This window comes from Desulfarculus baarsii DSM 2075, from assembly GCF_000143965.1.
In the GTDB taxonomy this organism is placed as follows: Bacteria; Desulfobacterota; Desulfarculia; order Desulfarculales; family Desulfarculaceae; genus Desulfarculus; species Desulfarculus baarsii.
In genome coordinates this window covers 1,362,895-1,387,455 of sequence record NC_014365.1, presented here as the reverse complement: position 1 = coordinate 1,387,455, position 24,561 = coordinate 1,362,895, and the positions used below count along the sequence as shown (strand labels likewise).

Here is a 24,561-nt window from a genome sequence, read left to right as displayed (position 1 = left end):
GCTATGGCATAATATCGAGAAACACGTCATTTTCGCCCCTGGCCGGCCTCGGCCCGCCAAGGGCCACGTAACGCGCAGTAGGGGAGCCATCGAAATCATGGAATTGACCGTCACTCAGCGTGGAGACCAGGTTCGCATCGAGGTAGTGGGCAGCATCGACGAGCGCGGCGCCGAGGAAATGAAAAGGCGTTTCCTGGAACTGGACGTCTCCAGCATCAAGGAAGTCGTGTTCGACTTCAGCGGCGTGACTTTCGTGGGCAGCGCCGGCATCGGCAAACTGTTGTTGTTTTACAAAAATCTGGCGGCCGGCGGCGGCAGCATTAGAATTGAAAACATGTCCAACGACATCTACACTATGTTCAAGGTGGTCAAGCTGGACAAGATTTTCAACATTTCAGCCAGCTAGCGAGGCGGGCCAGCATGCTCAACTGCGTGCTCGACAACGACGTCATAACGATCTCGGGCGAGGCCAAGGTTCAATACCTCGAATCGCTGGGCGATTGCCTGCAGCGTGGGCTGGATTCCGAAAGCGCCGTGCGCCTGAGCCTGGCCCAGGTCACCGAGATCGACACGGCCGGATTGCAGGCGCTGCTTTCGTTTTTGTTGACACGCAAGGAAATCGGGCCGGTTAACATCATCGATTCTTCTCCGGTCGTCGAGAGGGCGCTGGAGTTGACCGGCCTGAAACAAGCCTTCAGCGCCTTTGCGGGATAGACCCAAAAGGCATGCGACGGAGCCGGCATGAGTAAAACCATCCTTGTGGTCGACGATTCGGCCACGCTCAGAATGTCAGTGGAGATGACGCTTTCGCCCGCCGGCTTCACGGTGGTTCAGGCCACCAATGGCAGCGAGGGCCTCCAGGCCCTGAAAAAGATGGAGCAGCAGCGCACGCAGCCGGACATGATCATCAGCGACATCAACATGCCGATCATGGACGGTATCGCCTTCATCAAGGAAGTCAAAAAGACCAGCTTCAAGTTCGTGCCCATCCTGGTGCTGACAACCGAGAGGGAAGACAGCAAAAAGCTCGAGGGCAAACAGGCGGGGGCCTCGGGCTGGCTGGTCAAGCCCTTCAAGCCCGACACGCTTCTGACGGTGGTCCGCAAGTTCACGCGCTCCTTGGCCTGAGGCGTCGCCGATGGATGACAAGCTGCTCAAAATCTTCGCCGAGGAGTCCCAGGACCTGATCGAGTCTCTCGAAGAAGGCCTGGTCAACCTGGAAGGCGCCTCCGATCCCGAAAAGATCAACGCCATCTTCCGGGCCGCCCACACCATGAAGGGCAACGCCGGCATCGTCGGTTTCAACGACGTGCTGGACCTGACCCACCTCATGGAGGGCGTGCTCGACGAGATGCGCCAGGGCAAGCGCCAACCCGACTCCGATACGGTGGGGCTGCTGTTGTCGTCGGTGGACGCCCTCAAGTCGTTGGTCAATGAACGCTTGGCCGGCGGCGACCCACCGCCGCCGGTGGAGGTCATCGCCGCCCTGGGCCGGCTGTTGGAAGACGACGCGCCACCGGCCACGGCTGGCCAGCCGCCGGAAGCCGACCGCCAAGAGGAACAAGCGCCGTCCGGGCCGAGCCGCTTCAAAATCACCTTGCGCTTCCAGCCCGAGCTTTTCAACACCGGCACCGACCCACTGATGCTCCTGCTGGAGTTGGGCGAACTTGGCAGCATAGAAGAAATAATCTGTCATTACGATACATTGCCCAAGCTGAGCCAGATGGACCCAGGCATGCTCTACCTGTGGTGGGAGTTGGTCCTGGCCACCGAAGAGCCCCCGAGCACGGTGGAAAACGTCTTTATCTTCGTGATGGATGAAAACGACATCAGCATCGAGCCATACAAGCCGGCCGCCTCAAGGCCCAAACCGGACGCCGAGCCCAAGCCCGGCCCCAAACGCGCCGCGCCCAAACCCGAACCGCCCAAACCGGCCCCCGTCGAGCAGCCAAGGCCCGCGCCCCAGCCGGCCCCGGTAAGCGCGGCCCAATCCGCGCCCCGGGCGGCCGCGCCGACCGTGGCCAACCCTCCCGCGGCGATGCAGCCGGCGCCGACGATCCGCGTGGACACCGACAAGCTGGACAAGCTTGTCAACCTTGTTGGCGAGCTTGTGATCGGGGTGGCGCGGGTGATGCAGATCGCCGGCGACGACGCCATGCCCGAGCTTTCGGCGGCGGTGGACGCCCTGGAGCACATCAGCCGCGACCTGCAGGAGCAGGTCATGCGCGTGCGCATGGTGCCGGTGGAGGCCACCTTCAACCGTTTCCAGCGGGTGGTGCGCGACCTGGCCTCGGAGTTGGGCAAGCAGATCACCCTGCGCATGAGCGGCACCGAGACCGAACTGGACAAAAACGTCATCGAGCAGATCGCCGACCCGCTCAAGCATCTGGTGCGCAACAGCGCCGACCACGGCCTGGAGCAGCCCGACGAGCGGCTGCGCGCCGGCAAGCCCGAAGCGGGCCTGATCCACCTGCGGGCCTATCAGCAAGAGGGCCGCATCATCATCGAGGTCATCGACGACGGCCGGGGCATCGACCGCGAGGCCGTCTTGGCCAAGGCCATCGAGCGGGGCCTGGCCGCGCCGGGCGTGAGCCTCAGCGACGCCGAGGTCTTCGGCTTCATGTTCCAGGCCGGGTTCTCCACGGCCAAACAGGTGACGGAGGTCTCGGGCCGGGGGGTGGGCCTGGACGTGGTGCGGCAGAACATCGAGTCGTTGCGCGGCTCGGTGGAGGTGGAGTCCACGCCGGGCCGGGGCACGATCTTTCGCATCAAGCTGCCGCTGACGCTGGCGATCATCGAGGGCATGATGGTGCGGGTGGGCCACGAGATCCTGACGCTGCCGGTGCTGAGCATTTTGGAGTCGCTGCGGCCCAAGGCCAGCGAGCTAAAGACCCTGGAGGGCCAGGGCGAGCTGGTCAGCGTGCGCGGCGAGTATCTGCCGCTGGTGCGTCTGCACCACGTGCTGGACCTGCCCACCGAACGCACCGACCCCACCAAGGCCCTGGTGGTGATCATCGAGAGCGTTTCCAGGCGCTTCGGCATCTTGGTCGACGACATTTTGGGCGAACAGCAGGCGGTGATCAAGAGCCTGGAACACAATTATCACAAGATCGAGGGCGTGGCTGGCGCCACCATCCTCGGCGACGGCAGGGTCAGCCTGATCCTCGATATCCACGGCCTCGAAAAAATCGCCTTTGCCTGATTAACGACCTCCGGAGAACGCCATGGGCGAGTTCGACGACATCGTTCCAGAATTCATAGCCGAATCCACCGAGTTGCTCGAGGAGGTGGAAAACGGCCTGCTGCGCCTGGAGCAGGGCAACTTCGACCAGGAGACCATCAACACCGTTTTCCGGGCCATCCACTCCATCAAGGGTGGCGCGGGTTTCGTGGGCCTGACCAAAATCGAACGCCTGGCCCACAAGATGGAAGACCTGCTCAACCTCATCCGCGGCGGCGACCTGCAACCCAGCCAGCCGGTGACCGACGCCCTGCTGCAATCGCTGGACGTGCTCACGGCCCTGTTCCAGCGGGTGGACGAACACGCCGCCATCGATGTCGACGGCCCCATCCGGGCCTTGGAGGCGGCTTTGTCGGCCGGCGTCGAGCAGGAGGTCAAGGCCCAGTACGACGCCAAGGACTCGCCCAACCCCAAAAGCGGCCTGCCCAACTTCCAGGTCAGCAACTACGTGTTGCGCGCCAAACTGGGCCAGGGCAATCTGTTCTGGATCCACCTCAATCTGCGCCTGATCGAAAAGCGCGGCCTGACGCCGACGCAACTCATCAACGAGATGCTCTCCATGGGCGAGTTGCTCGACTCCATCGTCGACCTGCCCGACGCCGGCAACCCCCACACCTACGAGGTGGCCGAGGTCAGCTTCGACGTGCTCTACTCCACCGTGCTCGACGCCGACCTGTTGTCGGCGGCCCTGCGCCTGGAGGAAAGCGAGTTTCGCCTGGTGAGCGAGGGCGACTTCGCCCAAAACGGCCTTGGTGAACCCGCGCCGCCCGAGGAGCCAAGCGCGCCGCCGCCCCAAGCCCAACCCCAAGCCCAGCCGCAAGCGGAGGCCAAACCCCAGCGCCGCAACCAACCGCCGGCGGCCAAGGCCGAAGCCCAGCCGCCGGCCCGCCGCGAACAACCAACGCCGGCCGTGGAGCCGCCCGCGCCGCCCGAGCCCAGCGAGTTCCTCACCCTGACCCTGGGCAGCGAGGTCTATGGCGTGGACATCCTCTCGGTGCAGGAGATCATCGGCCTGCCCGACCTGACCAAACTGCCCCGCTCGCCCAACCACGTGCTGGGCGTGATGAACTTGCGGGGCATGGTCGTGCCGGTGATCGACCTGCGCCTGAAACTACGCCTGGCCGAAACGGTCACCGACCCGGTGGTGGTGGTGGTGCGCGTGGGCGAAAAGATCATGGGCGCGGTGGTCGACGGCGTCAACGACGTGATCCAGATCGAGCCCGAGTTGGTGCAGGAAGCCCCGGATTTTTCCGGCGCCATCAAGCGTGACTACCTTTCCGGCCTCATCCGCCACGACGACGACATGGTCATCTTGCTGGCCATCGACAGGCTTTTGGCGCCGGAGGCCCTGGGCAATGCCGCTTAAGAGCAAGCGAGAACCGCACGCGACCATCTCGGTGACGCCGTACGATCTTTCGGCCGACGAGTTCGAACAGATCCGCGTGATCGTCAAGGGCCAGACCGGCATCAGCCTGGGTCTGCACAAGCGCGACCTGGTCATCAGCCGCCTGAGCAAACGCCTGCGCGCGCTGGGCCTGTCCTCGTTCCGCGAATATATCCAATACCTGGAGGAAGCCGGCGACGAGGACGAAGTGGTGCAGATGGTCAATCGCATCACCACCAACAAGACCGACTTCTTCAGGGAAAAGCATCACTTCGAGTTTTTGGCGGGGAAAGTCCTGCCGGCGTTGCACGCCGCCGGCGAGGCCAGCGGCAGGCGCAAGTTGCGCATCTGGTCGGCCGGCTGTTCGTCGGGCGAGGAGCCCTACACCATCGCCATGACCGTGGCGGCGTTTTTCGACAAAAAGCCCGGCTGGGACATCAAGATCCTGGCCACCGATATCGACACCGGCATGCTGACCACCGCCAGCCGCGGTCAATACGACGAGGCCTTGCTGGAGCCGGTGCCGCGCAACCTCTTGGGCCGATATTTCTCGCGCATGCGCGATGGGGCGGGTTTTCGCTACCAGGTCAAGCCCGAGTTGCGCGGGATGATCACCTTCCGCAAGTTCAATTTCATGAACGAAACCTATCCCCTGCGGCCGGACCTGGACGTGGTCTTTTGTCGCAACGTGTTGATATACTTCGATAACGACGACAAAAAACGCATCCTGGAAAAAATACACAAGGTCATCAAGCCCGGCGGCCATCTGTTCGTGGGCCATTCCGAATCATTGATGATGGTCAAGCACTTGTTTCAATACGTCGGCACGACGGTTTACCAAAAGATATAACGGCATGGTCAAACGCTATCACAACCAGCTAAAACGGGACATGATCCTGATCCAGCCTGGTGAATATTACGTCACCAAAAAAGACGAGGTCATCGCCACCGTGCTGGGCTCTTGCATCAGCGTGTGCCTGCGCGACAACGACAACCGCATCGGCGGCATGAACCACTTCATGCTGCCCGGCGATTTTCGCGCCGAGGAAGTCTTCTCCAGCAACAGCGGACGCTACGGCATGTACGCCATGGAGTTGCTGATCGGCGACCTGCTCAAGCTCGGCGGCGGCAAGACCAACCTCTCGGCCAAGGTCTTTGGCGGCGGCCACGTGCTCAACTCCGTCCCCCAGACGGCCAAAAACGTGCCCCAGGCCAACATCGATTTCGTCAAGGCCTTTTTGTCGATGGAAGGCATCCCCGTGGTCAACTCCGACGTGGGCGGGCGCTACGGCCGCAAGGTTTTGTACCTGCCCAGCACCGGCAAGGCCTACGTGCGCAGCCTCGTGCCCGAGGACAACCGCAAGCTGGCCGACCGCGAGGTCAAATACGAAAAGCATTTGCGCAAAGAAACCAAAAGCGAAGACCTCACGCTCTTTTGATTTTGGCGCGCCGCTTGGCCGCATGGCCCTTGGGCGCGTCCATCGAATAATTTGGATGAGTTATGCCGGACAAGCCCATCAAGGCCATGGTGGTCGACGACTCGGCCATGATCCGCGAATTTTTGCGCGCGACCCTGGACGCTCAACCCGACATCGAAGTGGTGGCCACCGCCGCCGACCCCTATATCGCCCGTGACAAGTTCCTCAAGCTGCGGCCCACGGTGATCACCCTCGACATCGAAATGCCGCGCATGGACGGGTTGACCTTCCTGGAAAAGCTGATGAAGGCTCACCCCACGCCGGTGGTGATGTTTTCCAGCCTGACCCAGCACGGGGCCGAGGCCACCATCAAGGCCCTGGCCCTGGGCGCGGTGGATTTCGTGGCCAAGCCCGTGGTCAACATGCGCGAAAACCTGCCCGACCTGGCCCAGGAGATCGTGGCCAAGGTGCGCTCCGCCGCCGGGGTCAAGGCCAAGGCCCGGCGGGTCAGCCCGGCCAATATGCAGGTGCCGCGCAAGGTCGAGGTCGACGAGGTGGTCAGCCTGACCAAGACGCCGCCGCGGCCCGGCGGCCCGATGATCGTGCTCATCGGCGCCTCCACCGGCGGCACAGTGGCCTTGGAGGACGTGCTCTGTCGCCTGCCGGCCGACAGCCCGCCCATCGCCGTGGTCCAGCACATGCCCGAACACTTCACCCTGGCCTTTGCCCAGCGGCTCAACGAAAAAGCCCACATCACCATCGCCGAGGCCCAGGACGGCCAACCGATCACCTCCGGCGTCTGCCTGATCGCCCCCGGCGGCAAGCACATGCTCGTCGAGCGCAACGCCAACGGTTATTACGCCAACGTCAAGGACGGCCCGCCGGTCAACCGCCACAAACCATCGGTGGACGTGCTGTTTCGCTCGGGCGTCAACAGCGCCGGGCCCAACGCCGTGGCCATCATCATGACCGGCATGGGCGACGATGGGGCCAAGGGCCTCAAAGATCTACACGATTGCGGCGCCTTCACCGTGGCCCAAAACGAAGAATCATGCGTGGTCTACGGCATGCCCAAGGCCGCCGTGGAGCTTGGCGCGGCCGACCGCATCGTGCCGTTGGAGCGCATCGCGCCCCTGGTGGTGGGGCTGTGGAGTCAGGCCACCGGAAGGACCGTGGGATGATCAACCTCTGCGGGTACGATCCTGACCTGCGTCAGAACCCCGCGAAAATCCTGATCGTTGACGACTCCAAACTGACCCGCGAGATGCTGCGGGCGGTGATGCTCAAGTTCGGCTACAAGGTCGTCACCGCCCAGCACGGCCGCGCGGCCATCGAGGCCCTGACGGCCGCGCCCGACATCGATCTGATCATCCTGGACCTGGTCATGCCGGTGATGAACGGCTTCGAGTTTTTGCAGTGGCGCGCCGAACGCCCCGAGGTCAACCTGATACCGGTCATCGTCAGCAGCTCGCTGGACGACTTCGACGCCATCACCATCGCCCTGTCCATGAACAGCTACGACTACTTCACCAAGCCCCTCACCGAGCGGGACATGGAAGTGACCCTGCCGCTGAAGATCACCAACGCCGTGGCCACCCGCCGGCTGATGCTCCAGACCAGGCGGCAGAACGAGTTGCTCAATTACGAACTGGAGATGGCCGCCCGCTACCAACAGTTCTTGCTGCCCCGCGACGTCAACATCCAAGGCGTCAAGGTGGCCTACCAGTTCGAGCCGTGCAGTGGCGTGGGCGGCGACTATTTCGACTTTTTCGAGCTTTCGCGTGACGAAGTGGGCATGGTCGTGGCCGACGTTTCGGGCCACGGCGTGGCATCGGCCATGACCGCCACCATCATCAAGGCCCTGATCCCACGCTACCTGGAAATCTACAAAGCGCCCAGCGCCGCCCTGCTGGCCCTCAACGACGACCTGCTCAAGCTCACCCCCGACGATGTCTTCGTCACCGCCTTCGCGGGCGTCTATCGCCCGGCCAGCCGCCAGCTGATTTGGTCCACGGCCGGGCACCCCTCGCCGATCCTGGCCCGCAAGGACAGGCCGGCCAGCCTTTTGGGCGAGGAATCGCCTATCTTGGGATTTTTCGCATCCAACGATGCTACCATGAAACTCTGCGACCAATTGATCGACATTCTGCCCGGCGATCGGTTGGTCCTCTACACCGATGGCCTGATCGAGGCCAAAAACCAAGCGGACGTCATGTTCGGCGTCAACCGCCTGACCCACCTCGTCGGTTCGGGTGGCGGAGTGGCGACCGAAGCGCTCAAGGACATGATCTGCCAAGAGCTGTTTCGCTTCGTCGGGGGCCCGATCAACGATGACGTCGCCATTATCGTATTGGATTTTTAAGCATGAGCTGCGACAAACCCAACGACGAGAAACTACCGGTCCGGCCGTCGCGCATCCTGGTCGCCGATGACGAAGACGCCCTGCGCGAGTTGCTCAAACGCTTTCTGGAGACCAAGGGCCATCAGGTCGTTCTGGCCCAGGACGGCCGCGAAGCGCTGAAGCTTTTCCGCGAGCAGCCCTTCGACCTGGTGCTCAGCGACGTGCGCATGCCCGGCCTGGATGGCCTGCAACTGCTGGCGGCGGTCAAGGACATCAACCCGCGCACGCCGGTGGTGCTGATCAGCGGTTACGGCGACATCGAGACCGTGGTCACCGCCCTCAAGGCCGGCGCGGAGAACTTTCTGGCCAAGCCCATCCGTATCGACATGCTGCGGCGGGTGGTTAGCCAGTCGCTGAGCCTGAGCGCGCGCAGCGAGCGGCGCGCGGATCACTTCCCCAACGTGACCCAGCAGACCCAGATCGATACGCCCAGCCAGCAATGCTACATCAACGACATCATCTACCTCATCGCCGCCTCGGCGGCGGCGGTGGGCTACGTCAGCCACGACCTGGACAACAACCTCAAGCTGGCCCTGGTCGAAGCGATCATGAACGCCATGGAACACGGCAACAAGTGGGACGAAAACAAAAAAATCCACCTGACCGTAACCATCGGCGCCGATATGTTCAAGATCGTCATCGCCGATGAGGGGCCAGGCTTCGACCCCGACAAGCTGCCCGACCCCACCTCGCCCGAGCAACTGTTGGCCGAACGCGGCCGCGGCGTGTTCCTGATGCGCGCGATCATGGACGAAATCACCTACAACCAACGCGGCAACGAGGTGACCATGGTCAAGGGCAATCCGGGCAAGGCCGTCGAACAGGCTTAAAGCCGGCCGCGGCTTGCCACCAGCCGCCCGCCGTGGTATGTAGCCGCCCGTGTGGTTTTTTTGACTTGCCCGCTGGCGGAGAACGCGACAAATGCAGCTGACACCCGAGAAACTTGGCGACCTGAGCCCCCAGCGCCGGGAGCGCCTCATGGCGCGCTCCAACGAGGACATCTCCTCGGTCTTCGACCACGTCCGGGGCATCCTGGCCGATATCCGCGCCCGCGGCGATCAGGCCAGCGTCGATTGGCACAAGGAACTGAAAGCCGACCTCACGCCCGATGATTTTCGCGTCGACCACGCCGAGATGACAAAGGCCCTCGGCCAGACGCCCAAGGATCTCCTGGGCTGCCTGGAAAAGGCCGCCGTCAACATCCGCGCCTTTCACGCCGCCCAGATGGAGCGGCCCATGTGGCAGATGGAAGTGGCCCCGGGCATCATCGCCGGCCGTAAGACCACGCCCCTGGATTCGGCCGGCTGCTACGTGCCCGGCGGCCGGGCGGCCTATCCGTCCACGGCCCTGATGACCATCCTGCCGGCGGTGGTGGCCGGCGTGGGCCGCGTGGTCGTCTGCACCCCGCCCGGCGAGGGCCTACAGGTCAATCCCCTGACCCTGGCGGCCTGCCACATCGCCGGCGCCAGCGAAATCTACAAGTTGGGCGGGCCCTGGGCCATCGGGGCCATGGCCTATGGCACGGGCGTCGTGCCCAAGGTGGCCAAGATCGTCGGCCCGGGCAACAAATACGTCACCGCCGCCAAGATGCAGGTCTTCGGCGTGGTCGACATCGACTCGCCGGCCGGGCCGTCCGAGGCCCTGCTCCTGGCCGACCGCACGGCCAACCCCAGGCACCTGGCCCTTGATTTCCTCTCGCAGGTCGAACACGACCCGGCCTCGGCCGCCGTGCTGGTCACCGACGACGCCCAGTTGGCCCAGGCCGTCTGCCAGCGGATCAACGACATCTACCCCGGCATGCCCCGCCGCCAGATCATGGACCAGGGCGGGGCCTACTGCGCGGTGCTGGTGGCCGATGATATGGATCAAGCCATCGAATTCACCAACGATTACGCCCCGGAGCACCTGCAGATCGTCACCGCCGAGCCATTCGTGACCCTCCAGCGCATCCGCCACGCCGGCTCCATCTTCATGGGCCCCTGGGCCCCCGTGCCGGTTGGCGACTACGCCTCGGGCACCAATCACACCCTGCCTACCGGCCAGGGCGCCAAGATGTTCAGCGGCCTCAGCGTCGATGACTTCCTCAAGAAGCCGACCTTCCAATACCTCACCAAGGACGGCCTGGCCAGCCTGCGCCAGACCGTGACCACCCTGGCCGAGGCCGAAGGCTTGCCCATCCACGCCATGACCGTGCGCGAACGCTTCAACGACTGAACGCACGCAAAAAAACGGCGCGCGCCCCGCACCGGCATGACCGGTTGGGCGCGCGCCGCGTTTTGACTCAAAGGGCGGCGGCTAGGCGGTGGCCAGATTGCGGGTCTGCTTCTTCAGGCGGCTGATGCGCCGGCGCAGGATGGCCACGGCGTTCTTGTCGTCTTTTTCGCGGGCCTGGTCGCGCTTTTCCCGTAGGGTGCGGATGTCGGCCTTGATCTGGCGAATCTGACGAGCGAATTTCTTTTCGCCTTCCTCGTCGACGATGCCCTTGGCTTCCTTGATGGCCGCCATCAGCTCTTCTTTTTTCATGCTGTGCACGCCGACGATGCCGTTGATGGTCAGGGCCAGGTCGCGCAACTCCTTGACGGTCATTTTTTCCAGCGGTTTGGCAAAAATCTGATCATCCGCCATGACTTAACGTTCCTCCCAAAAAGTAGGCGGCCGCCGAGGGCCGGATAGGTTCTCGAATGGACGAGTTTACTTGCCATCATCCAATTTATCAACCATTTTCAAAAACGGCCGGAACAAATCGATGGGCAGCGGGAACAGGGTCGTCGAGTTGTTTTCCGAGGCCACCTCGCGCAGGGTTTGCAGATAGCGCAGTTGCAGGGCCTCGGGATGCATGGCGATGATGGCCGCCGCTTCGGCCAGCTTTTCGGCGGCCTGATACTCACCCTCGGAGTTGATGATCTTGGCCCGCCGCTCGCGCTCGGCCTCGGCCTGGCGGGCCATGGCCCGCTGCATCTCGCTGGGCAGGTCGATGTGCTTCAACTCGACGATGCTGACCTTGATGCCCCAGGCGTCGGTCTGCTGGTCCAGGATCTGCTGCAACTCGCCGTTGATTTTTTCGCGTTCGGAAAGCAGCTCGTCCAACTCCATCTGGCCGCAGACGCTACGCAAGGTGGTCTGGGCCAGTTGGCCGGTGGCGTAGAGGTAATCCTCCACCTGGATGATCGCCTTGACCGGGTCCATCACCCGAAAATAGACCACCGCGTTGACCTTGACCGAGACGTTGTCACGGGTGATGACGTCTTGCGGGGCAACGTCCATGGCCACCGTGCGCAGGCTGACCTTCATCATCCGATCGATCAAGGGGATCAAGATGATCAGGCCCGGCCCCTTGGCCGCGATCACCCGGCCCAGGCGGAAGATCACCCCGCGCTCGTATTCGCGCAGCACCTTCAGCGCCGAGATCAAAAATAAAATCACCAGCACCAGCACCGGCAGCACCCCGCCCAGCGCCGCGCCAAAAAAATCCAACAGACCGCCCCAAAAATCCGACATCGCCCTGACCTCCCCTTACGTTTCGTCGGCCCGCGTTTCGTCGGCCAACGGCTCCACCACCAGTTCCAGGCCGTCGAGCCGGCGCACCACAACCGCCGCGTCGGCCGCCAACCCCTCGGCCCCACGGGCCCGCCACAGTTCGCCCCGCACCACAACCCAGCCCGCCCGCCGCGAAACCCGGCCGCGCGCGCCGATCAGGCCCTCGGCGCCGGTGGCGCTCGTGGCCATCTGGGCCCGGCCGGCCAAATAGGCCACGCCGGCGAAAAAGGCGATCACCGCCGCCACCACCGGCGTCATCACGCCCAGCGAAAGCTCGACGAAATCACCCTCGAAATCGAAAAGCATCAGCGAGCCGAACACCAGGCACAACGCCCCGGCCAGCGAAAGCAGGCCGAAGCTGGTCACTTTTATTTCGACGATGAACAGCACCACCGCCAGGGCGATCAGCGCCAGGCCCAGGCTGGAAACCGGCAGCACGCTCATGGCGAAAAAGGCGAACAGCAGGCACAACGCCCCCACCACGCCAGGCAATACGGCCCCGGGATGGCTGAACTCCAGGTAAACCCCGGCCAAGCCGATCATCAACAAAAGATAGGCCATATTGGGATTGGCCAGAAAACTCAGCACTTTGTCCAACCAGGTCGGTTGCTCGTGGCGTTGCGGGCGGCCGGCGGTCTGGATGGTTTTCTCGCCGGTGGCGGTGCGCGCCTTGCGGCCGTCAAGCTTTTGCAGCAGTTCGGCCAGGTCGTCGGCCCGCAGGTCGATCAAGCCCAACTCCTGGGCCTGGGCCGCGTCGTAGCTTTTGGCCTCGGTGACCATCAGTTGGGCGGCCTTGGCGTCGCGGCCCCGGTCCTTGGCCAGGCTGGCGGCCAAGGCGCTCAGGTCGCTGGCGGCCTTTTTGGCCATGACGCCTTCGATCTCCTGGCCGCCTCCGGCCACCGGCGCGGCCGCGCCCAGATGGCTGGCCGGGGCCATGGCCGCCACGTGGCCAGCCAAAACCAAAAAGGCCCCGGCGCTGGTCGCCCTGGCCCCGGAAGGCCCCACCCACACCGCCACCGGCGTGGGGCTGGCCAGGATGGCCCGCACCATCGCCCGCATACTCTCGACCAGACCACCGGGGGTGTCGACGATCAGCACCACCAGCGGCGCGCCATGGGCAGCGGCTTGCTCCAGGCTGCGGCGCACGAACTCGGCCGTGGCGGGATTGACGGTGTCGTCGAGCGCGATGATCCAGACCGGCGCGGCCGTGGGCGGGTCTTCGGCCGCCCGATCGGCCCGGCCAGACGTCGCCGCCAGCAGCGTCAGCGCCAGCAGCCCGATGGTCAACCAATGCCTGGGCAAGGGCCTCCTCCGCGCGTTTGGGGTTGGCCGTCAGTCCTTCAGGGCCAAGGCCAGGGCCTTCATATCCTGGTAGGCCTGGCCCTTGCGCTGGGGCGAGCGTAGCAGATAGGCCGGATGAAACGTGGGCAGCACCCGCGCGCCCAGGGCCTCATGCCAGTTGCCGCGCAAGGCGCTGATCGGCGCGTCCGAGCCCAGCACGGCCAGCGCCGCCGGCCGGCCCAGCGTGCAGATGACCTTGGGCCCCACGGCCCGAGCCTGAGCCTCCAGCCAGGGCCGGCAGGCCGCGACCTCCTCGGGCCGGGGATCGCGGTTGTTGGGCGGGCGGCATTTAACGATGTTGGTGACATAGACCGCCTCGCGCCGCAGGCCCACCGCCGCCAGCATGTTGTCCAGCAGGCGGCCGGCCGGCCCGACAAAGGGCAGGCCCTGCTGATCCTCTTGCGCCCCGGGCGCTTCGCCGATGAACATCAGCCGCGCATCGTCCGGCCCCTGGCCGAAGACGGCCTTGTTGCGGCCGTGGGCCAAGGGGCACCTTTTACATTGTCCCACGGCCAGGGCCATGGATTCAAGCTCCAGCGGCAAATCCGGCGGCGGCGCGGCGACCGAGGCGACCGGCGACGGCGCCGCGCCAGCCAAGGCCAGCAGGCGGGCCAGATCGTCGGCCGAGCCCCGCGTCAAGGCCAGGCCCAACCGCCGCCGGCAGCGCAAGTTCTCGGCAAGCTGGCCCAGGGCCTGGCTCACGCCGCGCCCCGCCGCCACAGGTCGGCCACGCTGTCGAGCAGGCGATGGGCCATGTCCTCCTTGCTCATCAGCGGCAGGCTTTCCACCTGGCCGTCGGCGTGGAGCAGATGGGCCCGGTTGGTGCTGACGGCAAAGCCGGCGTCCTTGGCCGAGACGTCGTTGGCCAAGAGCAGGTCGAGGTTTTTGCGCCGGAGCTTTTCGCGGCCGTTGGCCAGCAGGTCTTGGGTCTCGGCGGCGAACCCGACCAGGATCTGGCCGGACTTGCGCCGGCCCAGTTCGGCCAGGATGTCCACGGTGCCGGCCAGACGGCAGAGCTCCTCGGGCAGCTCGCCTTTTTTGACCTTGTGGGCGTGACATTCCAGTGGCCGATAATCGCTGACCGCGGCGGACTTGATGATCACGTCGTGGCCTGGGGCCTCGCCCAGCACGGCCTGGGCCATCTGCTCGGCGCTGACCACGTCGATGATCCGCGCGCCGTCGGGCCGGGGCAGTTGGCACGGCCCCAAGACCACCGTCACCGCCGCGCCGCGGCGCAGGGCGGCCCTGGCCACCTCCAGGCCCATGCGGCCGGTGCTGGGGTTGCTGAGGAAACGCACCGGGTCCAGATGCTCCCTGGTCGGCCCGGCGCTGATCAGCACCCGCGCGCCGGCCAGGTCGCGGGGGCCCAGCAGGCCCAAGGCCGCCTCGACGATCTGGGCCGGCTCGGCCATGCGGCCACGACCTTCCTCGCCGCAGGCGGTGGGGCCAAGGCCCGGACCGATCACGCTCGCGCCCCTGGCCGTCAAGCGGGCCAGGTTTTCACCCACCGCCGGATGGGCGAACATGTGGGGGTTCATGGCCGGCGCGATGAGCAGGGGCGCGTCGCTGGCCAGGAGCGTGGTCGAGAGAAAATCATCGGCCAGGCCCAGGGCGGCCTTGGCGATGAGGTTGGCCGTGGCCGGGGCCAGGACGATCAGGTCGGCCCAGCGGGCCAGCTCGATGTGGCCGATGGCGCTTTCCTGGCCGGGGTCGAACAAGGCCTCGTCCAGGCTCACCGGAAAGCCGGTCAGGGCCGCGAAGGTCAGCGGACCCACGAATTGGCGGGCGTTTTTGGTCATCAGCACCCGCACGGGGTGGCCTTTTTTGGTCAGCGTGCTGGCCACCTCGGCCGCCTTGTAGGCCGCGATGCCGCCGCTGACGCCCAACAGCACGCGCCGTTTTTCCGCCATGAAGCCGTCCTTAGAGCGAGGGCAGAACCCAGATCTCCACCTCGGTGCTGAAGGTTTTTTCGGTGATGCGGACCATCGCCGCCTTGCCGGTCTTGGCGAAAAACAACTGCACCAGAGGGTACTTGACCGATCCCTTGAGCGACCAGTTGTCCTTGGCCATCGACTCCAGAAAATAGTTGGTCAGGCTTTCGCGCTCCAGGTTGCCCGAGAGCACCAACTGGCCGGCCTTGAAATCGGCCACGCGCACCACGTTGGAGCGGCCTGTGTCGAGCTTGAGCTCGGAGGGCACCTGCACGTCGTCGAAATCGTAGTAACGGCTCATGGATTCGCCGGACGCATCATTCGCGCCGGCGTTTTGGCTGGTCAGGCTGCAGGCCGAGCCAAAGGCCATGGTCAGCACGATCAGGCCCATCATCATCAGTTTGGACGGTTTCATCGGCAGTCTCCGCGCGGCTAGGGTTGGGCAGGATAACTCTCCGCCACCAGTTCCGACAACTCCAGGCGCTCGGTGGCCTTGGCTGGGCCGGCCGGTCGGCCCAGGGCCACCACGGCCATCAGCTCCAAGTCATCCGAAAGCCCGAGGACTTGGCGCGCCTGTTCGGCGTTTTTGAGGATCTCGCCCAGCCAGACCGCGCCCAGGCCCAGGGCGTGGGCCATCAAGAGCATGTTCTGTAGGCAAGCCCCCACCGCCTGGGCGTCCTTGATCTGGTGGTATTGCGAAGGCTTGTGCGAAAAAACGCCGATGCACAGCGGCGCGTTTTCGATAATCTTGCCATAGTGGGTTAACTGGGCCAGCCGGCCGCGCGTCTGGGCGTCGGCGACGACCACGAAACGCCACGGCTGGTTGTTCTGGCCGCTGGGCGCCCAACGTCCGGCCTCCAGGATCATCGCGACCTGGCCCGCCTCGGGCGCCTCGGCGGCGAAACGGCGCACGCTACGGCGGGTTTTGATCAGCTCCAGCAACTGGTCGGCGTCCAAGGGCGCTTCTCCACCATTGAGAGCGCTGCACGGGGGCGTCCTGCCCCTCGCAGCATCGGCTTGGCAAAAGCGCGGTTTTGCCAAGCCTCGCAAATCGCTCGCCTAATCAGGCTCGCGATTTGGCGCGCCGTCCATGGCGCGCTTCGGCTGCTGCACGGTAGATTTCATGTTTCACAGGTTATTATCTGTTTTTACAACATTTGTTATGTTTCACCGTGCAGCGGCCTCCCATTGTTCATGCAGGCATAGTAACAGCACGCCAACTTAGCGTCAAGGCGGCCAAAGGGCTTGCCAGGTCCAGCGCTTAGCGCATACACTTAGCCAGTGCGCCGGCCGTGCCGGCCCGTCGAACGTCAACCCCAGCCGAAACATAAGCCCATGAAACGCCTGCTCTTGGGCCTGGCGGCCCTGATCGCCCTGTTCTTCCTAGGCCTAAACGCCTGGAGCGGCCAGACCCCGTCATACGGCGACCGCATCGTCATCGGGACCATCGGCGACGCCACCAGCATGATCCCCATGATCACCTCCGATTCGGCCAGCCACGAGATGTCGGCCTATTGCTACAACGGCCTGATAAAATACGACAAAGACTTGAATATCGTCGGCGACCTGGCCCAGTCATGGGACATCAGCCCCGACGGCCTGACCATCACCTTCCACCTGCGCCGCGGCGTCAAGTTCCACGACGGCCACGAGTACACCTCCCGCGACGCCCTGTTCAACTATCAGTTCATGGTTGACCCCAAGACGCCCACGCCCTACGGCGGCGATTACCTCAAGGTCGTCAAGGCCGAGGCCCCCGACCCCTACACCTTCCGCGTCAGCTACAAGGAGCCTTTCGCCCCGGCCCTGGCCTCGTGGTCGCTGTCGCAGATGCCGGCCCATCTGCTGGAGGGCCAAGACCCCCGCACCTCGCCCCTGGGCCGCGCCCCGGTGGGCACGGGGCCATATCGCTTCGGCCGCTGGCTGCCCGGCGCGCGGGTCGAGCTGAACTATTTCGCCGACTATTTCGAGGGCCGTCCCTACCTCGACGGCCTGATCTTCCGCGTCATCCCCGACGACTCCACGCTGTTTCTGGAGCTGATGTCGGGCGGGATCGACTGGATGGTCCTTTCGCCGCTGAAGTATCAACGCCAGACCGACACGCCGTTTTTTCAGAAAAACTTCCGCAAATACAAATACCTGTCGTCGTCATACACCTACGTCGCCTATAACCTCAAAGACCCGCGTTTCCAGGACGTTCGCGTGCGCCGCGCCCTGGCCCACGCCATCGATGTCGAAGAGATCATCAAGGGCGTGCTGCTGGGCCTGGGCCAGCCGGCCACCGGGCCCTACAAGCCCGGCACCTATTGGCACAACCCCAACGTGCGGCGCTATCCCTTCGACCCGGCCAAGGCCCGCCAGTTGCTGGCCCAGGCCGGCTGGCGCGACTCCGACGGCGACGGCTGGCTGGACAAGGGCGGAGAGCGCTTCGAGTTTGCCCTGCTGACCAACCAGGGCAACAAAAACCGCGAAAACAGCGCGGTGATCATCCAGCACCGCCTGGCCCAGATCGGCGTCAAGGTCACGCCGCGCACCATTGAGTGGGCGGCCTTCATCAACGATTTCATCAACAAAGGCCGTTTCGAGGCCGTGTTGCTGGCCTGGACCATGACCCCCGACCCCGATCTTTACGACGTCTGGCACTCCGACCAGATCGGCAAGCTAAACTTCACTTTCTACAAAAACGCCGAACTGGACAAGCTCCTGGAACAGGGCCGCCAGACCTTCGACCGCGCCAAGCGCAAGCAAATCTACGACCGCGCCCAGGAAATCCTGGCCGAAGACCAGCCCTACACCTTCCTCTACGTGCCCGACGCCCTGCCCGTGGTGCAGTCGCGCTTCCACGGCATCGAGCCGGCCCCGGCCGGCATCTCCTACAATTTCATCCGCTGGTGGGTGCCCAAGAACCTTCAGCGGCCGACCATGGAGCGCTAGGGCCATGGCCTTGTTTCTGCTTAAACGCCTCCTGGGCATGATCCCGTTGCTGATCGGCATAACTTTCCTCAGCTTCGTGGTCATGCATCTGGCCCCGGGCTCGCCCACCGATCTGGCCAGCGACCTCAACCCCAAGCTCAGCCAGATCGCCCAACAGCGGCTGATCGAGCTTTACGGCCTGGACAAGCCCATCGCCGAGCAATATTGGACATGGCTCAAGCGCCTGGCCGTACTGGACTTCGGCCAGAGCTTCGCCCCGGACGGTCGGCCCGTGCTCGATAAAATCGCCGAGCGCCTGCCGGTGACGATCGGCATCAATTTGCTCAGCATGCTTTTCATCATCGTCCTGGCTGTGCCCATCGGCGTCTACAGCGCCACCCATCGCGGCTCGCTGTTCGATCAGGCCACCACGGTCTTCGTCTTCGTGGGTTTCGCCACGCCGACGTTCTGGTTGGCGCTGCTGTGCATGATCCTCTTCGGCGTCAACCTGGGTTGGCTGCCCATCAGCGGCGTCGAAAGCATCAACCACGATCAGCTTGATTTTTGGGGCCGCCTGGCCGACTACGCCCGGCATTTGGCCATGCCGGTGATCCTTTCGGCCTTTGGCGGGCTGGCCGGCATGAGCCGCTACATGCGCGGCAACATGCTCGAGGTCATCGGCCAAGACTACATCACCACCGCCCGGGCCAAGGGCCTGGCCGAGCGGGTGGTGATCTATCGCCACGCCCTGCGCAACGCCCTGATGCCCCTGGTGACGATCCTGGGCCTGTCGCTGCCGGGCCTGATCGGCGGCTCGGTGATCTTCGAGTCGATCTTCGCCATCCCCGGCCTGGGCAAACTGTTCTACGACGCGGTCATGGCCCGCGACTACCCCCTGGTCATGGGCGGTCTGGTCATCGGCGCGGCCCTGACCCTGGTGGGCAATCTCTTGGCCGATCTGGGCTACGCCCTGGTCGACCCCCGCGTGAGGACCGAAAAATGACGCCCCCGCCTGGCAACCACGACCGCGAAAGCGCCTGGGGCTCGTTCTGGCGGGCCATCCGGGCCAACCGCCTGGCCATGGCCGGGCTTTTGGTGGTGCTGACGCTGCTTTTCGTGGCGGCGGCCGCGCCGCTGCTGACGCCCCACGACCCCTTTCGCATCGACGTGGACGCCGTGCTGCTGCCGCCCAGTTGGAGCCACCCCTTTGGCACCGACGACCTGGGCCGCGACGTGCTCAGCCGCATGATCATGGGCAGCCGCGTCAGCTTGCAGGTGGGCTTGGTTTCGGCGGGCATCGCCACGCTTTTGGGCGCGGCGCTGGGGGCGCTGGCCGGCTATTATGGCGGCTGGGTGGACGGGCTGATCATGCGCCTGACCGACATGATGCTCTGCTTCCCCACGTTTTTTTTGATCCTGGCCGTCATCGCCATCCTCGACCCGTCCATCGCCAACATCATGGCCGTCATCGGCCTGACCAGTTGGATGGGCGTGGCCCGGATGGTGCGCGCCGAGTTTCTCACGCTCAAGGAGCGCGAGTTTGTCCTGGCGGCCAAAGCCATGGGCGCAGGCGACATGCGCATTATTTTCCGGCACATATTGCCAAACGCCATGGCCCCCGTGCTGGTGGCCGCCACCCTGGGCGTGGCCGGGGCCATCCTCACCGAAAGCGGCCTGAGCTTCCTGGGCCTGGGCGTGCAACCGCCCGATCCATCCTGGGGCAACATCCTGGGCCAGGGCAAGAGCTACATCGAACTGGGCTGGTGGCTGTCGGCCTTTCCGGGACTGGCCATCCTGATCACCGTGCTGGGCTACAACCTGCTGGGCGAGGGCGTGCGCGACGCCCTGGACCCGCGCCTGCGCCGCTGAGGCGGCCCCAAAACAAAAAATCGGCCCGCGCCTCCTCGCTGTCTGGCTGGGGCGCGGGCCGATCGACTTTTTTTGTGCTCGGCGCTTACTTGCCCGCAAGCTCGGCGCCGCGCGCGGCGGCGGCGGCCACGGCGTCCATCAGCAGGCCACGCAGGCCGGCCCGCTCCAACACGGCCAGGCCGGCCATGGTCGTGCCGCCCGGCGAGGTGACCTGATCCTTCAGCGCCGCCGGATGCTGGCCGCTGCGCATAACCATCTCGGCCGAGCCGCCCACCGTGGCCGCGGCCAGGCTCAGGGCCGTGGGTCGATCCAGGCCCAGGCGCACGCCGGCGTCGGCCAGGGCCTCGATGATCAGATAAACATAGCCCGGCCCCGAGCCCGAAAGACCGGTCACCGCCTCCATCTGCCGTTCGGCCACCACCACCACCCGGCCCGCCGCTTCAAAAATCGTCGCCGCCGTTTGCATGGCCGCCGCGTCGGCCCCGCGGCCGGGGCAGATGGCCGTGGCCCCGCGGCCGATCAGGGCCGGCGTGTTGGGCATGGCCCGCACCACGGCCAGGTTTGGCGGCAGCTCCGCCGCCACGGTCTGGGAGCTTACTCCAGCGGCCAGGCTGATCACCAACCCGCCCTCGCCGACCAGCGGGCCGAGGGCCTTGGCGCAGGCGGCCACGTCGGCCGGCTTGATCGCCAGGATCGCCACGTTCACCCGGCCCATGGCGGCAAGCTCGGCGCGGGTCTCCACGCCAAAGCGCTCGCCCAGCGCGGCGGCCTTGGCGGCGTCCTTTTCCACGACCACCACCCGGCCGGGCTCGATCACGGCCTTGGCCAGCAGGCCGCCCAGCAGGGCCGCGCCCATGTTGCCGCCGCCCACCAGGCCCAAACGTCCTTCAATGGCCATGATTACTCCTCTTTATCTTCGGAAAAATCAACCAGATAGCGCCTACCGCCACGCTGGCCGCTGGCCTGGACCAGGCCGGCCTCGGCCAATTCGCGCAGCAGGCCCTTGGCCGTGGAGTCGGAGACATCCAGGGCCTCGCGCAGGTCTTTGTTGAACAAAAAGTCGCCCCGCCTGGCGTGCAGCAGCGTGGCCAGCACCGGGGCCTTGGCCGCCAACGAGCCGCCCAGTTGGCTCAAGCGCCGTTGCAGGCCGGCCGCCTGGCGCGGGGCCCGCGCCGGCCGCAGATCGGGCGGCAGGTCGTCCAGGCCGATCTCGAAGCGCGGGGCCAGGGCCACGGCCCGCATGACGACGTTGCGCAACTGGCGCACGTTGCCCGGCCAATCGTGGGCCAAAAGGGCCGCCAGGGCCTCGGGGCCCAGGCGACGGGTGCATTTGGCCGCCAGGCAGGCCTGGCCGCGAAAATGCTCGATCAGCGCCGGCAAGTCCTCGAGCCGGCGGCGCAGCGGCGGCAGCTCCAGCCACAACACCTGCAATCGATAAAACAGCGGCCGGCTGAAACGGCCATCCTCCACCGCCTGGGCCAGATTCTCCGAAGAGGCGGTGATCAGGCGAAAATCCAGCGCTTCAGTCCGGCTGGCCCCCAGGGGCAGGACGGCCATCTGGTCCAGGGCCCGCAGGAGCTTGCGCTGAAAAACCGGCGAGGCCTCGTTGATCTCGTCGAGAAAGAGCGTGCCGCCCTTGGCCGCGCGCATGTGGCCCAGGCGGGGCTTGTCCGCGCCGGTGAAGGCGCCTTTTTCGTGGCCGAACAGCTCGCTTTCGACCAAGGCCTCGGGCACGGCCGCGCAGTTGACGGCCAGGAACGGCCCCTGGCGGCGCGGCGAAAGCTGATGCAGCCGCCGGGCGATCAGCTCCTTGCCCGTGCCGGTCTCGCCCTCCAGGGCCACGGGCAGGTCGATGCCGGCCAGGCGCTCGACCTTGGCCAGAAGCTCGGCGAACTCCGGGCTGCGGCCGCCGACCATGGCCACATCGGCGGCGGTCTGGCGCACCACGGCCAGGGGCGGCAGGCACAGGCCACTGGCGGCCAACTCGGCCAGGCGCGGCAGGTCCAGCAACGTGGGGATGCGACCGGCCAGCTTGGCCCGCCAGGCCTGGGCCGGCCCGGCCTGGGTTGGCAGATGTTCGCGCGCCGCCGCCTCGATGATGCGCGCCGCCTCGGCCGCGTCCAGGCCCTGGCGCGGCGTGGCCAGGACGGCGTCGACCACCGCCCGCGCCAAGACCCGCAGGGCCTGGGCCGTCTCGGGCGCGACTTGGCCGGCGTGATCCTCGGGCCGCACGGCCTCGGCCACGCCGGCGCGGCGCGCGCGCGGCCGACCGGCCAAGTCCAGGGCCAGCATGTCGGCGGCGGCTTGGCGGAAAAGCTGGCGACGATCCACGATAATCATACCTCCGGCGTTTCTTCATACCCAGAAAAACGCCGCCTGGCAAGACAGTTACCCGCCGCGCGGCCGGCGAGAGGTGTTGCCTGAAAGCACGCTGGATGTTATAACACTTTCTAAAGACGTGATAAATCGCTTCTCCAGCCCATGGAGTCATGATGATCAAAAAGCGGTTGTCCAAGCTGCGAGCCCTGATGGCCCGACAAGGCCTGGACGCGATGCTGATCACCCTGCCGGCCAACCGCCGGTATCTGTCCGGTTTTTCACCCGACGACACCCAACTGGGCGAATCTTCCGGCGCGCTGCTGATCGCCCCGGCCGCCGCCGTGTTGTTGACCGACTTTCGCTATCGCCTGACCGCCCAGGCCCAAGCGCCCTGCTTCGAGGTGGTGGTCTATTCCCGTGGCCTGGCCCATTCGCTGGGCGTGCTGCTGAATGAACTGCGCGTCAAACGCCTGGGCTTCGAGGCCGAGGCGCTGCTGTTTGGCCAGCACCAACGCCTGAGCGAAGCCCTGCCCGGGGTGAGCTGGCAACCGACGCTTGGCTTTGTCTCGGAGCTGCGCAAGTTCAAGGACGCCAGCGAAATCAAGGCCACCGAGGCCAGCCTGGCCCTGATGGAGGCCGTGCTGGCCCAGGTCATGGCCGGGCCGTTGGTCGGCCGTAGCGAGCGCGAGGTGGCCCTGGAAATCGTTCGACGCATCGAGGACGCCGGCGGCGAAGGCCCGGCCTTCCCGCCCATCGTGGCCAGCGGGCCCAACGCCGCCGAGCCCCACGCCGAGCCCGGCCCCCGCGTCATCGCCCACGGCGAAACGGTGCTTTTCGACGTGGGGGCCAAGGTTGACGGCTACTGCTCGGATATCTCGCGCACGATCGTCGCCGGCGGCCGGGCGGCGGACGACGAACAGTTCCGCCGCGTCTACGCGACGGTGCGCCAAGCCCAACTCGAAGCCCTGGATGGCATTTTGCCCGGCATGCTGGGCCACGAGGCCGACGCCATCGCCCGGCGAATCATCGACCGGGCCGGCTTCAAGGGCAAGTTCGGCCACTCGCTGGGCCACGGCGTGGGCCTGGCCACCCACGAGGCCCCCTCGCTGGGCCCCAATTCAGACGACATGCTGGAGGAAGGCATGGTCTTCACCATCGAGCCGGGCATATACTTGTCGGGTTGGGGCGGCGTGCGCCTGGAGGTGATGGCCGTGATGGAGGCCACCGGCTGCCGGCTGCTGGGCGCTTCGGAGGGATTCCTCCAGCCGTGAGCCAAGCCAGGCCCAGCAGCCAGCCGCCGGCCGCCCTGCCCCTGCACGGCATGGTCGATGTCTATCTGGACCATCTGGCCGGCGAACGGGGCCTGGCCCGCAACACCCTGGCGGCATACGCCGACGATTTGGCCGATATCTGCGGCTTTTTGCACGATAACGGCGTGCAAGGCTGGGAGCAGGTGGACGAACTGCACATGGTGGCCTATCTGGCCCACGCGGCCAAGGAAGGCCTGGCCGCCAACAGCCGGGCCAGGCGGCTTTCGGCGGCGCGGGGGCTGGTGGGCTATCTACTGCGCCGCGAAAAGCTCTCGGCCGACCCGCTGGCCACGTTGCGCGGGCCCAAAAAAACGGCGGGGCTGCCGCATTTTCTGAGCCAGGAAGAGATGCTGCGCCTGCTGGAGACGCCCGCGGCCGACAGCGACCTGGGCCGACGCGACCGGGCCATGCTGGAGGCGATGTATGGCGCGGGCCTGCGGGTCAGCGAGGTCATCGACCTGGGCGTGGGCCAGATCCAATTCCAGATCGGTTGCCTGCTGGTGCGCGGCAAGGGCGCCAAGGAGCGCCTGGTCCCCCTGCACCAAGTGGCCATCCAACGCCTGGAGGACTATCTGCGCGGGCCCAGGCAAAACCTGCTGCGCGGCCAAAAAGCCAGCGACACGGTGTTTTTGAACGCCCGCGGCGGCAAGCTCAGCCGCATGGGCGTGTGGAAGATCCTGGCCAAGCACGTGGCGGCCGCCGGCATCGACCACCACGTCAGCCCGCACACCCTGCGCCACACCTTCGCCACCCATCTGCTGGAGGGCGGGGCCGACCTGCGCAGCGTCCAACTCATGCTGGGCCACGCCGACATCGGCACCACGCAAATCTACACCCATCTGGGCATGAAACGGCTGGTGGATGTTCACCGCCAATGCCACCCCCGCGGCTGAAGGG

At 65.5% G+C, this 24,561-nt stretch carries 25 protein-coding genes; 16 read left to right on the top strand and 9 right to left on the bottom strand.

From position 1 onward, the window contains the following. The first annotated feature begins 97 nt into the window (after positions 1-97). From DEBA_RS06165 to hisD, 11 genes are all read left to right on the top strand, one after another. The gene (locus DEBA_RS06165) at positions 98-406 is read left to right on the top strand and encodes an STAS domain-containing protein (protein ID WP_013258056.1); all 309 of its coding nucleotides are present in this window, start codon (positions 98-100) and stop codon (positions 404-406) included. A gap of 14 nt (positions 407-420) precedes the next feature. Continuing rightward, positions 421-714 (top strand): STAS domain-containing protein, encoded by a 294-nt coding sequence (locus DEBA_RS06160; RefSeq protein ID WP_013258055.1) that lies wholly within the window; start codon positions 421-423, stop codon positions 712-714. A 27-nt stretch (positions 715-741) separates the two neighbouring features. Next, the gene (locus DEBA_RS06155) at positions 742-1,128 is read left to right on the top strand and encodes a response regulator (RefSeq protein ID WP_013258054.1); all 387 of its coding nucleotides are present in this window, start codon (positions 742-744) and stop codon (positions 1,126-1,128) included. Between the two features lie 10 nt (positions 1,129-1,138). Beyond that, complete coding sequence (locus DEBA_RS06150) at positions 1,139-3,202, top strand: chemotaxis protein CheA (RefSeq protein ID WP_013258053.1); 2,064 nt, start codon at positions 1,139-1,141, stop codon at positions 3,200-3,202. Positions 3,203-3,224: 22 nt separating this feature from the next. Beyond that, positions 3,225-4,607 carry a chemotaxis protein CheW gene (locus DEBA_RS17685; RefSeq protein WP_013258052.1) on the top strand — a complete coding sequence of 461 codons (1,383 nt, stop codon included), beginning with the start codon at positions 3,225-3,227 and terminating at the stop codon, positions 4,605-4,607. Beyond that, on the top strand, positions 4,597-5,475 hold the full coding sequence (locus DEBA_RS06140; protein ID WP_013258051.1) for a CheR family methyltransferase: 879 nt from the start codon (positions 4,597-4,599) through the stop codon (positions 5,473-5,475). The genes DEBA_RS17685 and DEBA_RS06140 overlap by 11 nt, the downstream gene beginning before the upstream one ends. 4 nt (positions 5,476-5,479) lie before the next feature. Next, positions 5,480-6,064: a protein CheD gene (locus DEBA_RS06135; RefSeq protein WP_013258050.1), complete on the top strand. Its 585-nt coding sequence runs from the start codon at positions 5,480-5,482 to the stop codon at positions 6,062-6,064. Between the two features lie 62 nt (positions 6,065-6,126). Further along, the gene (locus tag DEBA_RS06130; RefSeq protein WP_013258049.1) at positions 6,127-7,224 is read left to right on the top strand and encodes a protein-glutamate methylesterase/protein-glutamine glutaminase; all 1,098 of its coding nucleotides are present in this window, start codon (positions 6,127-6,129) and stop codon (positions 7,222-7,224) included. Beyond that, the gene (locus DEBA_RS06125) at positions 7,221-8,405 is read left to right on the top strand and encodes a PP2C family protein-serine/threonine phosphatase (RefSeq protein WP_013258048.1); all 1,185 of its coding nucleotides are present in this window, start codon (positions 7,221-7,223) and stop codon (positions 8,403-8,405) included. The genes DEBA_RS06130 and DEBA_RS06125 overlap by 4 nt, the downstream gene beginning before the upstream one ends. Positions 8,406-8,407: 2 nt before the next feature. Continuing rightward, positions 8,408-9,274, top strand: a complete 867-nt coding sequence (locus DEBA_RS06120) for a response regulator (RefSeq protein ID WP_013258047.1) — start codon at positions 8,408-8,410, stop codon at positions 9,272-9,274. Between the two features lie 91 nt (positions 9,275-9,365). Further along, entirely contained in the window at positions 9,366-10,658 is a 1,293-nt protein-coding gene (gene hisD, locus DEBA_RS06115) for a histidinol dehydrogenase (RefSeq protein ID WP_013258046.1), read from the top strand. Between the two features lie 81 nt (positions 10,659-10,739). Here hisD and DEBA_RS06110 read toward each other — a convergent pair whose 3' ends face one another. The 7 genes from DEBA_RS06110 to DEBA_RS06080 all read right to left on the bottom strand — a co-directional run bounded on the left by DEBA_RS06110 (position 10,740) and on the right by DEBA_RS06080 (position 16,210). After that, positions 10,740-11,069, bottom strand: coding sequence for a Rho termination factor N-terminal domain-containing protein (locus DEBA_RS06110; protein ID WP_013258045.1), 330 nt, complete (start codon positions 11,067-11,069; stop codon positions 10,740-10,742). A 66-nt stretch (positions 11,070-11,135) separates the two neighbouring features. Further along, positions 11,136-11,942 (bottom strand): slipin family protein, encoded by an 807-nt coding sequence (locus DEBA_RS06105; protein WP_013258044.1) that lies wholly within the window; start codon positions 11,940-11,942, stop codon positions 11,136-11,138. Between the two features lie 15 nt (positions 11,943-11,957). Then, on the bottom strand, positions 11,958-13,283 hold the full coding sequence (locus DEBA_RS06100) for an NfeD family protein (RefSeq protein ID WP_013258043.1): 1,326 nt from the start codon (positions 13,281-13,283) through the stop codon (positions 11,958-11,960). 30 nt (positions 13,284-13,313) lie between these two features. Continuing rightward, positions 13,314-14,024 (bottom strand): uracil-DNA glycosylase, encoded by a 711-nt coding sequence (locus tag DEBA_RS06095; protein WP_013258042.1) that lies wholly within the window; start codon positions 14,022-14,024, stop codon positions 13,314-13,316. Then, positions 14,021-15,232: a bifunctional phosphopantothenoylcysteine decarboxylase/phosphopantothenate--cysteine ligase CoaBC gene (coaBC, locus tag DEBA_RS06090; RefSeq protein WP_013258041.1), complete on the bottom strand. Its 1,212-nt coding sequence runs from the start codon at positions 15,230-15,232 to the stop codon at positions 14,021-14,023. The genes DEBA_RS06095 and coaBC overlap by 4 nt, the downstream gene beginning before the upstream one ends. Before the next feature lie 10 nt (positions 15,233-15,242). Beyond that, positions 15,243-15,668 carry a hypothetical protein gene (locus tag DEBA_RS06085; protein ID WP_013258040.1) on the bottom strand — a complete coding sequence of 142 codons (426 nt, stop codon included), beginning with the start codon at positions 15,666-15,668 and terminating at the stop codon, positions 15,243-15,245. 17 nt (positions 15,669-15,685) lie between these two features. Next, positions 15,686-16,210, bottom strand: coding sequence for a nitroreductase family protein (locus DEBA_RS06080; protein ID WP_013258039.1), 525 nt, complete (start codon positions 16,208-16,210; stop codon positions 15,686-15,688). A gap of 378 nt (positions 16,211-16,588) precedes the next feature. Between DEBA_RS06080 and DEBA_RS06075 the strand changes: the two genes are divergently transcribed. Genes DEBA_RS06075 through DEBA_RS06065 form a run of 3 tightly spaced genes read left to right on the top strand, consistent with a single transcriptional unit; the run spans position 16,589 to position 20,035 of the window. Further along, positions 16,589-18,187 (top strand): peptide-binding protein, encoded by a 1,599-nt coding sequence (locus tag DEBA_RS06075; protein WP_013258038.1) that lies wholly within the window; start codon positions 16,589-16,591, stop codon positions 18,185-18,187. A 4-nt stretch (positions 18,188-18,191) separates the two neighbouring features. Then, positions 18,192-19,169 (top strand): ABC transporter permease, encoded by a 978-nt coding sequence (locus DEBA_RS06070; RefSeq protein WP_013258037.1) that lies wholly within the window; start codon positions 18,192-18,194, stop codon positions 19,167-19,169. Continuing rightward, on the top strand, positions 19,166-20,035 hold the full coding sequence (locus DEBA_RS06065) for an ABC transporter permease (protein WP_013258036.1): 870 nt from the start codon (positions 19,166-19,168) through the stop codon (positions 20,033-20,035). The genes DEBA_RS06070 and DEBA_RS06065 overlap by 4 nt, the downstream gene beginning before the upstream one ends. A gap of 85 nt (positions 20,036-20,120) precedes the next feature. Here the strand turns inward: DEBA_RS06065 and proC are convergent, their stop codons facing one another. Both proC and DEBA_RS16890 read right to left on the bottom strand, forming a co-directional pair. Continuing rightward, positions 20,121-20,933, bottom strand: a complete 813-nt coding sequence (gene proC / locus DEBA_RS06060) for a pyrroline-5-carboxylate reductase (RefSeq protein WP_013258035.1) — start codon at positions 20,931-20,933, stop codon at positions 20,121-20,123. 2 nt (positions 20,934-20,935) lie between these two features. After that, positions 20,936-22,366 carry a sigma 54-interacting transcriptional regulator gene (locus DEBA_RS16890; RefSeq protein WP_013258034.1) on the bottom strand — a complete coding sequence of 477 codons (1,431 nt, stop codon included), beginning with the start codon at positions 22,364-22,366 and terminating at the stop codon, positions 20,936-20,938. Between the two features lie 158 nt (positions 22,367-22,524). On the opposite strand from DEBA_RS16890, the gene DEBA_RS06050 reads away from it, so the two are divergent. Together DEBA_RS06050 and xerD are read left to right on the top strand one after the other, a co-directional pair. Next, positions 22,525-23,625 carry a M24 family metallopeptidase gene (locus tag DEBA_RS06050; RefSeq protein WP_043813841.1) on the top strand — a complete coding sequence of 367 codons (1,101 nt, stop codon included), beginning with the start codon at positions 22,525-22,527 and terminating at the stop codon, positions 23,623-23,625. Then, the gene (gene xerD / locus DEBA_RS06045; protein ID WP_013258032.1) at positions 23,622-24,557 is read left to right on the top strand and encodes a site-specific tyrosine recombinase XerD; all 936 of its coding nucleotides are present in this window, start codon (positions 23,622-23,624) and stop codon (positions 24,555-24,557) included. The genes DEBA_RS06050 and xerD overlap by 4 nt, the downstream gene beginning before the upstream one ends. Positions 24,558-24,561 lie beyond the last annotated feature (4 nt).